At 37.5% G+C, this 10,360-nt stretch carries 9 protein-coding genes and 2 pseudogenes; 4 read left to right on the plus strand and 7 right to left on the minus strand.

What is annotated here, in order from left to right:
- Positions 1 to 74: 74 nt before the first annotated feature.
- The 4 genes and pseudogenes from ACFIMM_RS02770 to ACFIMM_RS02785 all read left to right on the plus strand — a co-directional run.
- A pseudogene (locus tag ACFIMM_RS02770) lies at positions 75 to 321 on the plus strand (ABC transporter); the annotation flags it as partial.
- 933 nt (positions 322 to 1,254) lie between these two features.
- Positions 1,255 to 1,422 (plus strand): hypothetical protein, encoded by a 168-nt coding sequence (locus ACFIMM_RS02775; protein ID WP_273790483.1) that lies wholly within the window; start codon positions 1,255 to 1,257, stop codon positions 1,420 to 1,422.
- On the plus strand, positions 1,382 to 2,473 hold the full coding sequence (locus tag ACFIMM_RS02780) for a hypothetical protein (RefSeq protein WP_375692599.1): 1,092 nt from the start codon (positions 1,382 to 1,384) through the stop codon (positions 2,471 to 2,473). Before ACFIMM_RS02775 ends, ACFIMM_RS02780 begins: the two co-directional genes overlap by 41 nt.
- A 4-nt stretch (positions 2,474 to 2,477) precedes the next feature.
- Positions 2,478 to 3,152 (plus strand): hypothetical protein, encoded by a 675-nt coding sequence (locus ACFIMM_RS02785; RefSeq protein WP_375692600.1) that lies wholly within the window; start codon positions 2,478 to 2,480, stop codon positions 3,150 to 3,152.
- A 490-nt stretch (positions 3,153 to 3,642) separates the two neighbouring features.
- Here the strand turns inward: ACFIMM_RS02785 and ACFIMM_RS02790 are convergent.
- The 7 genes and pseudogenes from ACFIMM_RS02790 to ACFIMM_RS02820 form a co-directional block, all read right to left on the minus strand.
- A pseudogene (locus ACFIMM_RS02790) lies at positions 3,643 to 4,321 on the minus strand (inositol monophosphatase family protein); the annotation flags it as partial.
- A gap of 6 nt (positions 4,322 to 4,327) precedes the next feature.
- Entirely contained in the window at positions 4,328 to 5,119 is a 792-nt protein-coding gene (locus tag ACFIMM_RS02795) for an inositol monophosphatase family protein (protein WP_375638271.1), read from the minus strand.
- Positions 5,120 to 5,130: 11 nt separating this feature from the next.
- Positions 5,131 to 5,706: an elongation factor P gene (gene efp, locus ACFIMM_RS02800; protein WP_015856958.1), complete on the minus strand. Its 576-nt coding sequence runs from the start codon at positions 5,704 to 5,706 to the stop codon at positions 5,131 to 5,133.
- A gap of 471 nt (positions 5,707 to 6,177) precedes the next feature.
- Positions 6,178 to 6,528 (minus strand): helix-turn-helix domain-containing protein, encoded by a 351-nt coding sequence (locus ACFIMM_RS02805; RefSeq protein ID WP_375681307.1) that lies wholly within the window; start codon positions 6,526 to 6,528, stop codon positions 6,178 to 6,180.
- A gap of 339 nt (positions 6,529 to 6,867) precedes the next feature.
- Positions 6,868 to 7,266, minus strand: a complete 399-nt coding sequence (locus ACFIMM_RS02810) for a hypothetical protein (protein ID WP_375610286.1) — start codon at positions 7,264 to 7,266, stop codon at positions 6,868 to 6,870.
- Between the two features lie 633 nt (positions 7,267 to 7,899).
- Positions 7,900 to 8,268, minus strand: coding sequence for a helix-turn-helix domain-containing protein (locus tag ACFIMM_RS02815; RefSeq protein WP_375638272.1), 369 nt, complete (start codon positions 8,266 to 8,268; stop codon positions 7,900 to 7,902).
- Between the two features lie 606 nt (positions 8,269 to 8,874).
- Entirely contained in the window at positions 8,875 to 9,918 is a 1,044-nt protein-coding gene (locus tag ACFIMM_RS02820) for a tetratricopeptide repeat protein (protein ID WP_375611748.1), read from the minus strand.
- Between the last annotated feature and the right edge of the window lie 442 nt (positions 9,919 to 10,360).

The following is a 10,360-nucleotide window of genomic DNA, read 5'->3' on the forward strand; positions in this document are numbered from 1 at the left end:
GAAATGAGAGAATCTTACGGTATTCGGGATTCTCATTCAACATACAAGACAATGAATTATTATTATAAATCAAAATGTTGCCACTTGATGAAGCAAGATTTGCTTTAGATGCAAACAGTGAAAAGTTGGTGCAAGATACCTTAGAAGGATTGATGCAAAATCCTAAATCCTGGTCATTGCACATCGTTTGGCAACAATTTTAAAAGCAGATCGTATTCTCGTGATGGATAAAGGCGCTTTTGTGGAAGAAGGAACACACAACTCATTATAAAAAATAATGTTTATGCGCATTTGGCTCAACTGCAATTTTCATCTGAGTAAGTGATCTTGATACAAGAGCAGTATCTTTAAGGGCATAAACAGTATTCTTTTCAGACAGGCTTATCAATTTAAATCTCTCATGGAAAAAAGAAAAGCAAGCATTGAGGTGTTTTTCTTTTTTAACGGGCTGTTCTTTTTTCTGCCTGACATTTTTATAAAGACACTTCTGTGTATAGAATGTAAAACGATGCCACGTTAATCTCTATGAATAATTAAGGGGAGAGTTCTCTTCATAACAGCACTGTCACGTTGATTTATAATGATAACTCATTGTTTTTCATGAAAGATCATGAAAAACATAGGATTTTCTCATGCCAAATGTAGTTATATTAAATCAATCAAAACCATGTCTCTTGTATGTGGCAAGCAGAGAGAGCTCGCGTGAATAAAACACTTTAGAAAGAATAAGTCCTCTTTATGAATCGTCTCAAGTTTCAAGGGCTATCACAACGGGGGGCGCTGGCATAAGAGTATGATGGTGCTGGGCTACTTAAAGAAGAACTGCTAAATAGGCAGAGGCGCTTTTTATTGATGTTATAAAACAGTGCGAACAAAGCACGCAGTTTGTTTTGCTGTTTGGTTGAGTTAAGGTTTTTATTACTTTGAAAATCAATATTTCATGGATCATGCATTTTGAGGGCTTATAAGGCTTTTCTTTAAAGTACATAAATCATTAAAACAGCATTATTAAATACAAATTGTTTTATTTTACCAATAAAAACATCTATATTTTGTGTATTGTTTTTATTAAAATATAATATGTAGTGATTTTCAAATCAGATGTACACACAATGATACAATATCGAGGGATCGATAAAAGAGCTGCGTTAAATATTGGTGGGAATAAAAGAGAGCAAGAATGGAAGAAGACATAAAATTGGCAATAGCTTTCATAATAGCTATAATTAAGGTCATTTGGAAATGGGGGAAAAAATGTGGGAGTGTAAGATGCGGCGTTATGATTTTCTGCATCATATGGATGGGGAAGTCGTGGTATTCGGGATACTCAGTGGATTTTTTGTTCGGTTTGGCAATGATAGTGTGTTGTGGGGGAAGCTTAATGCTTGCATTGGCAATTTATCAGAACAAGCATTTAACTAAACAACTTGAGCAAAAAGAGCAAGAGTGCGCTGGATATCAAGATATTATTGCTCAAGGGGAACAGAAATGTCTTCAATTGACTGAACAACTTGAGAAAAAAAAGCAAGAGTGCGTTGGATATCAAGATATTATTGCACAAGGGGCATATAAGTGTCTTCAATTGACTGATCAACTTGAGCAAAAAGCGCAAGAGTGCGCTGGATATCAAGATATTATTGCACAATGGGAACAGAAGTGTCTTCAATTGACTGACGAACTTGAGCGAAAAGAGCAAGATTGCGCTGGACATCAAGATATTATAGCACAATGGGAACAGAAGTGTCTTCAATTGACTGCCCAACTTGAGCGAAAAGAGCAAGATTGCGCTGGTCATCAAGATATTATTGCACAATGGGAACAGAAGTGTCTTCAATTGACTGACCAACTTGAGCGAAAAGAGCAAGAATGCGCTGGACATCAAGATATTATTGCACAATGGGAACAGAAGTGTCTTCAATTGACTGAACAACTTGAGCAAAAAAAGCAAGAATGCGATGGACATAAAGATATTATTGCACAATGGGAACAGAAGTGTCTTCAATTGACTGAACAACTTGAGCAAAAAAAGCAAGAATGCGCTGGACATAAAGATATTATTGCACAAGGGGAACAAAGGCTTGTTAAAAAAACTCAAAAAGTATCGCAGGAATGGTTGAAACAATGGGATGAGGGAGTAAGGCTATGGGAAAGAGACGTACTGGGGATAAAAAATCCTAGGGAAGATATGAAATTCAGTGGAGATCGGCTTCCATTGGTAAAGGATATTTGTGTTCGAGGGGATCACAAAGTGCGTTTATTGTACAAGCAAGCACTTGGAAAAAAACTTACTTATGAACATTACAAAAAAATATGTAGTCTCTTGGATACCTCGTATTTTAGGAAATTTTTTATAAAAGCAGTGCGATTAATGAGAAGGAATGGAATAACTCTGCAAAAGTTTGTAGATCCTCTTACGAAAAAAACGGAGTCAACCTACAATGTTATTACTTCATTGGTGGTTATATGTTCTTGATGATATGATTACAGCTGAATGCAAACAGCACCAAAAGGAAAACTTTACAGGGGAGGATGAAAAGAAAAAATTTACAGATACTTTGTGGGACCACATATCTATAAGTATAGAACACAAAGAGATAGAGAAAATGCTAAAGCTTTCGGAATCTTGGTCTGGTGAGTGTACTTTATTATTATATTGTAAAAAGAATGTGTTGTTGTTGTTGTGTGATATTTCCAGTGATTATAAGGAGGCAAGAGAAACTTTCATTTACTATAAGAAGCTTATTAAAACAGTGAAAAAAGGCTATGTTGCCTTTGATAATGGTTGCCATTCTGTCACAGTTAGAGATGTAATCAATACTTGTAAAGAGAATGACACAAATAGAGCAAAAAAGCTTTCCATTGTTGAAGGGAATCCAACATTTGAAGAAGCTTACAAATTAGGCGTTAAAGAGTGGATGAAATCATCAAATGAGAAATGCGATAACCGATTGATCTTTTGGGAGAAGCTTGTTGAGGAAAAAAAGTTAAAAGAAAAATTAAAAATTATCTTCGGTAATGAGAAGGTAAAGGCGCTGAAAGAGGTTGTTGAAAAAGATAAAGAGCAGCTTGCAAGTGAAATGCAGAAAGCAATTTTGGAAAACAAAGATTTTCATTATTATAAATGTCGTCGGCATTTGATAAACTATTTGTAAAACGGTTGAATAAAGGGGTAGAGAACAACCCACTGAATCAGTGGTTTTTCTGAAATTTCTGCTATTATGTAGTGGTGGAAAAGAGTGAAAACTCTTAAGCATATGCGGCAGCTTTTATGAGAGAGGAGAGTTTTTCGATCAATGGATAGCGCACTGTAAAGAGCATATATTGAGGAGTAAATGGGCTGTGTTCTTGTTTTGGGTGCGATAATTGCTTTTTGGGGCGTTTGGTTATGATGGGATTTGTGTTTATTGCCTTTTGCAGCTTGTTTGCAGGGGAATTTGAATAACAGAAACGTCAATAAGGTAAGCTATTGGGGATTGCTTTTGTGGGGGGTATAGCAAGTACATTTTTTGTTCGTGGTGATGTTTTTTGTCACTATCTAATCAGTTATTTCCTATCGTTTTCTGTAAAGAAAATTAAAAACTCTTTCTTCATGTGTTTGTTTAAGGTTCTAAGGGTTTTGTAAAAAACTGTAAGAATTAAATGCTTTTTTGAAGTTTTTTTTATAGTTTGATGCGAATGTGTTCATTTCCGGCAATGATATTTTTTTTGCGAAATATATCGCTGCTGCCTTCTTTATCAGTGACAAAAACACCGGTTTTGCGAAGCATCAGTATGCTGGTAGTTTTATCAAAAATGTGCAGGTTATCTCCCCAAAAACCATCGGTTTTTTCTGCGGCGACATAAGATAAACTCAAGAGCAGCGCCAAAACGGCGCAATCCAGTAACTTCCATCATTATATTGCGTAATTCAATAAGATAGGTTCCATGATTTGGGCGACCAAAATGAGGCATTCCCGTGGCAATGACACAATCTTCCAGTCTGCGTCGAGCAGAAACGCGACAGCGTCGGTTATTGAAAAAAGCACCATACCCGCGTTCTGCGGTGAAGAGTTCATCACTCACGGGATTGTAAATGACACCACCAACGATTTTTCCTTGGCTTTCTAAGGCAATGGAAACAGCAAAAAAAGGAATGCCATGGAGAAAATTTGTGGTGCCATCTCAAAGGGTCAACAATAAAACGGTGTTGTGAATCTTCTCCAGTGATTTCTTCTGACTCTTCCATCAGAAAACCAAATTTGGGGTGCGCTTTGCTTAATTCATTTAAAATAATTTTTTCCGCTTTGCGATCTGCTTGGCTGAGGTAATCTGCTGGATTTTTTTAGGCTTAAATGCCTTTTTTGAGGGTTTTTTCTAATTTTAGGCGAATGTGTTCATTGCCGGCAATGATATTTTTTTTGCGAAATATATTGTTGCCGCCTTCTTTATCGGTGACAAAACCACCGGCTTCACGAACCATCAATATTCCAGCAGCCATATCCCAAATTTGCAGGTTATCTTCCCAAAAGCCATCGGTTCTTCCAGCAGCCACATAAGCTAAATCAAGAGCAGCAGCACCAAAACGGCGAAGTCCGGCAACCTCTGCCATCACATTACGTAATTCAATAAGGTAGGTTCCATGATTTGGGCGACCAAAATGAGGCATTCCTGTAGCAATGACACAATCTTCTAGTCTGCGTCGAGCAGAAACGCGACAGCGGCGGTCATTGAAAAAAGCACCACACCCGCGTTCTGCGGTGAAGAGTTCATCATTCACGGGATTGTAAATGACACCACCAACGATTGTCCCTTGGCTTTCTAAGGCAATGGAAACAGCAAAAAAAGGAATGCCATGGAGAAAATTTGTGGTGCCATCTAAAGGGTCAACAATAAAACGGTGTTGTGAATCTTCTCCAATGATTTCTTCTGACTCTTCCATCAGAAAACCAAATTTGGGGCGCGCCTTGCTTAGTTCATTGAAAATAATTTTTTCCGCTTTGCGATCTGCTTGGCTGACATAATCTGCTGGTCCTTTCAAAGACACTTGCAAATTTTGCACTTCACCGTAATCACGTACCAACGAGCGTCCTGCTTTCATTGCAGCTTGCACCATGACATTCATGACTGCAGAATGGGCCATTTTTTATTCCTTTATTTATCTTTTTCATTTGCGCGACGCAAATAAATCAACTCATTGGTGTCTACAATGATACGTTCACCAGCATTCATAAAGGGGGGAACAAGAATACGAATCCCGTTTTCAAGAATGGCGGGTTTATAAGAGGAGGTAACCGTTTGTCCTTTGATGGCAGGATCGGCTTCCGCAATTGTGACAGCAACTTGATCAGGAAGTGAGATGCCAATAGGCTTTTCTTGATAAAGTTCAACTGTGACAGTCATCCCATCTTGGAGAAACGCAGCACGTTCACCAACAAAATCCTTTTGAAGTTCAAGTTGTTCATAAGATTCTGAATCCATAAAGACCAAAGCATCCCCTTGTTGATAAAGAAATGTGAAATCCTTTTGTTCAAGGCGCACGCGTTCAACTGTCTCAGCAGCACGAAAGCGTTCATTAAGTTTTGTACCATCAATCAAATTTTTCATTTCAACTTGGTTAAATGCACCACCTTTTCCTGGTTTTACAGCGTTACATTTAACAGCAACCCATAAGCTTCCTTGATGTTCGATCACATTACCAGGGCGAATTTCATTGCCATTAATTTTCATCGTTTCTATCCAATTCTATTCTTGCAAAAAGAACTCTCTTGTTGTTTTTATGGCGCTTTTTTTTGCTGCCTTTAACAGTCAAGCTCTTTTGTTATTTTCGGGCTAAAATCCCTTTGATTAACCTTGCGGCTCTCTCATGGTCCTGTGTGCTCTTTATGGGCTTTCTCCTGCTTTTTGCAAAGAGAAAAGCTTAAGTAAAAAAGGACCTTTATGTATTTTTGCTTTTCAGTTCTTTGCAAGACCATAAAAAGCGCTCAGACGCAAGCTTTTTAAAAATTTGCACAAAAATTTTTTAGAATTTTTGGGGAAATTTATCCCGTTGTGTCGTAAAATATCATCATTGATGGCAATAATATAATTGATGGCAATGATATAAGTTCCCTAAAACCATGAGGTGTTTTTAATTAAGAATATGTGATGAATATGTGAATACGGAGTTTATTATAGTGTCTCATGGGATAGAGCGTGGTGTTAGCTTTCATTTTGATCAGAGAGTAATTGTAAAAAGGCTCTTTGTTTTATCGAGATTAGGACTCTAAATTTTTTTAAAAGCAGGTATTTTTCTGTACTTGATGCGATTTCATCATGGTGGTATGGGGGCTGTTGTTTTGTTAAGATATCAGCATAGAAAAAGACAAGTGGAGCATTTAGGATATCGGCTATTTCTTTTAAACGCTCTGCGCTGACACGATTTAAGCCGTTTTCATATTTCTGGATTTGTTGGAAAGTAACACCTAAATGTTGACCTAATGTTTTTTGAGACATCTTCAACATTTTTCGTCTCAAACGAATTTTTTTGCCAATGAATTTGCCGCTGAAAATGTCGTTATAAGGATTTTTACCAAAACCCTAGAAAATGCTACACGGGATATAGAAAACTCTTCAGCTGCTTCAATCACAGATAGTCCAAGTTTTGCATTTACATCTTCGCGTAACAATTCACTAGGGTGTGGGGCATTTTCATTATTTTTAGTATTCTTCTTTTCTTAAATCTCAAAGCTATAATTTACACTATTTTGTATTGTCACAATCTATAATAAAATTTATCCACTCTGGCTAAAAATGAGGGTTTTTATTGAGATGCAAATCTCTTTGCCTTTCGCAAGAACTTTTAAGTCTTTACGTGTAAAATATAGAGAATGTTTACATTAAATAGCGGGTTCATTTGGGCTGAGTACTTATATGAGCACGTAGTTCTCCGTTCACACTATACTGAAAAAGAGACACTATAGTGCTACTATTTAATTTTATTCTATACCTCAAATTCACACCCATGTTTTGTTGCTTTTGAGGTTGATCTGTATAGATCACATTATATCCATTCCGTCGCAACAGATTGATAAATAAAGGAGTAAAGTTGTCTGCTGTATTATTTTTCTTTATAAGAAATGTGGTTGTAGCTGGTGGTAGAGGTCTCTTGATATAGCTAATAAATTTGTTAGCAACTAATTGTGCCTGACGCTTTGTAAGACTTTGATCAACATAATTTGATGAATAATTGCCTACAGATGCGCAACCAGCCACCAACACAACCGGTGACAGCAATAAATATTTTAACATCTTTAATTCCCCTTACTTATTGTTGCTCTTTATTTGCGAAGCTCCTCTTCCAGAAATTAAGAGCAACTTTACTTATAGCACATTAACAACATATCGGTATCTAATCAATCGGTTAATTAATCAATGAATAATGGTTTCAGCTGTAAAGGCTGCTTGAAGTGCTTCTGGTGGCGTATATTTTAATAAACAGCTGCTTTTAGTGATTATGATAAAAAAGCAATTTTTTGCGTTTGCATGTTAAGATCATGTCCTCTATCACCATTATAAAATGATGCGTTAGGTTCTGTTCCAGATCGACCAAAAAAATTTTCAAGCATTGCTTTTTGAGGGCTGTCTTTTTTTAAATACGTATGAATGCTTATTCTGTTTGCTGTAAAATACTGTCGTTTGAGGTGTGGTGCTATAAGACATAAAACTTTGTACATGTGATGTTTTTATGAGAGTGTGTGGTGAATATTTGAGGGAGAGCTTGTCCGGATAATCTTGTGAAATGAACCACATAAAATGGGAAGCTAAAAGAGTTCTGTTCTGAGAAGACGGATTGTTTCCCAACTGGATAGGGAAGGGGCTTCTGTCCTTTGAGGGGTGGGAGGCAAGTCAAGAATAGAGAGTGTAGCGCCCTATATTATGATGTTAAAAGCTTTCATTTTGATCAGAGAGTAATTGTAAAATGGCTCTTTGTTTTATCGAGGTTAGAACTCTAAATCTTTTTAAAAGTAGGTATTCCTCTGTACTTGATGCGATTTCATCATGAGAGTACGGGGGCTGTTGTTTTGTTAAGATATCTGCATAGAAAAAGACAAGTGGAACATTTAAGATATCGGCAATTTCTTTTAAACGCCCTGCGCTGACACGATTTAAGCCGTTTTCATATTTCTGGATTTGTTGGAAAGTAACACCTAAATGTTGACCTAATGTTTTTTGAGACATTTTTAGCATTTTTCGTCTCAAACGAATTTTTTTGCCAATGAAAATGTCGTTATCAAGATTTTTGGCTCGCATTTTAAAGCCCCCGCCGGTTGCGAGCGCCCTCGCGTTGGTATTCCGGGAGTCTAAAAACACTGACCTCGAATCAGCATTTTGCTTTTAGTGCTTAAAGCACCTGGACATAGCAAAATCTCCCGGAATTCCGGGATACCCGCAAAGCGGGGTAAATTTATGTACGAGGTTTCGGGTTTTTAGAGCCCTATTGGTCGTTGCGTATGCGACCAAAACACCTTTCAATATGTAAAGTAATTTCGGAGGCTTGGCAATAAAAAATAGTTTTTTAATGAGAGTTGGCGTGTTTTTCATCCAAGCAAAAAGAATGAAAAAATAGAGCTTGCGGAATTTTCGGGATAGCCTAGCTCTTTTGCTTATTGGATATTGTTTGCTTAAGCAAATGATACCAGTGCGTTTTCTTTACCAATGAAAATGTCATTATCAAGATTTTTGGCTCGCATTTTAAAGCCCCCGCCGGTTGCGAGCGCCCTCGCGTTGGTATTCCGAGAGTTTGAAAATACTGAATCCGAATCAGCCTTTTTGCTTTTAGTGCTTAAAGCACCTAGACAGAGCAAAATCTCCCGGAATTTCTATAAATTTTATCTTTTTGATGCAGAGAGGAGTATTTTAAAAAACAGGAAGGAGCTTTATTGCTTCTTTGTGCGCTTTTTCTAGTTGTGCCTTATCCATGCCTTGGAGCATTATTTCAAGATCAGGAGCTTGCATTTTTGCCTCCTTTGCGAGCATATACCATGCCGCTGCCATTATTATATCGCCTTTTGTTCCTGTGCCATCTCGATAAAGCCTTGCAAGGGAAATCTGTGCTGGTGCTACCATGTTGATAGCATTTCTTTGAAGTAAATGAAAAGCACGCTGAAAATCTGTTTCTCCTCCACGCCCCTGTACAAGCCATTGTGCTAAATGAAGTTGAGCTTTTAAGTGGTTGTTTTGAGCCGCTACCTCCATGAGCTTGCGGGCATTGCGATCATCCTTTGGTCGCTTTAATGTGCCTAAGGAAAGAATTTTTGCAGCAGAAAAAGCCGCTTCAGCATCGCCAAGAGCAGCACCTTTTAAGTACCATTTTAAGGCTTGCTCTATTGCTTCATTTTCACGACTTTGGGAAGAAACACCAGGGAGAGCTTGTTTTTCCTGTGAGGCCTTATAAAGAAGCAGTTGTCCATAATAAAAATAGGCTTCCTTGACGCCTGCTTTGACAGCTTTTTGAATGAATTGCGCACCAAGTTCTTGATTTTGTTTTATAAAGTTACCATCAAACAACATAAGTCCATAGCGTAGTTGTGCTTGGGGTTCCCCCTGTTTTGCAGCGCGTTCAAACCATAAAGCAGCACGCGCACCGTCAATAGGAACAGCACATCCTTCCATATAAATTCGGGCAAGAAGAGTTTGTGCAAAAGGATCATTTTTTTCAGCACGTCGGAGTGCTTCACGAAAAGCTTTTAAATAATAACCTTGGATGTAATAGTCATAGGCTTGATCATAGTCTCCAGCTTTTAAGGGCTGAAAGGGTTCTTGAGTGTTTGAAGCTTCTTGAATCGTATTGAAAGAGCTTTCAGAATTTGAGATTTCTTCAGTGTTTCCCGCTGAACTTACAGCAGAACTTGCAAGCCCAATCACGCCTAAGATGAGCAGCTTCACGCTTCTCTTGATCATGGTGTTTTCTCCTCATTACCGATCAGAATTTTCACATTTTTCTTTCATCATTACAAGCCGTATAAGAATTTCATTTCTATATTACTTTTTATCTCTCAGTTTTTCGTCTTGGTTCAAGGTAGGGTTGGGTAAGTTAAAAAAGTAGCATAAATGTCGACGAGAGACAGACTGTTTAAAACAGTTCTGTTAAAAATAATACAGTCCTGTTAAAAATAATAATGATGAAGGGTTATCGTATGTAAAGATGCTTATCTTCTATTATATCAAGGGCTTCTCCCCCTAAAATGAAAAAATGCTTACAATGGAGGTTGCTTTTAAAAATACGTATGAATGCTTATGAATAGCGCACGCTATCCGTGTGATGTTAGCTTGCATTCTCATCAGAGATCAGCTGTAAAAAGGCTTTCTTTTTTACCGTTGTTAGAACTCTAAATCTTTTGAG

This window comes from Bartonella sp. AP258QHHD (genome assembly GCF_042196145.1).
GTDB lineage: Bacteria > Pseudomonadota > Alphaproteobacteria > Rhizobiales > Rhizobiaceae > Bartonella.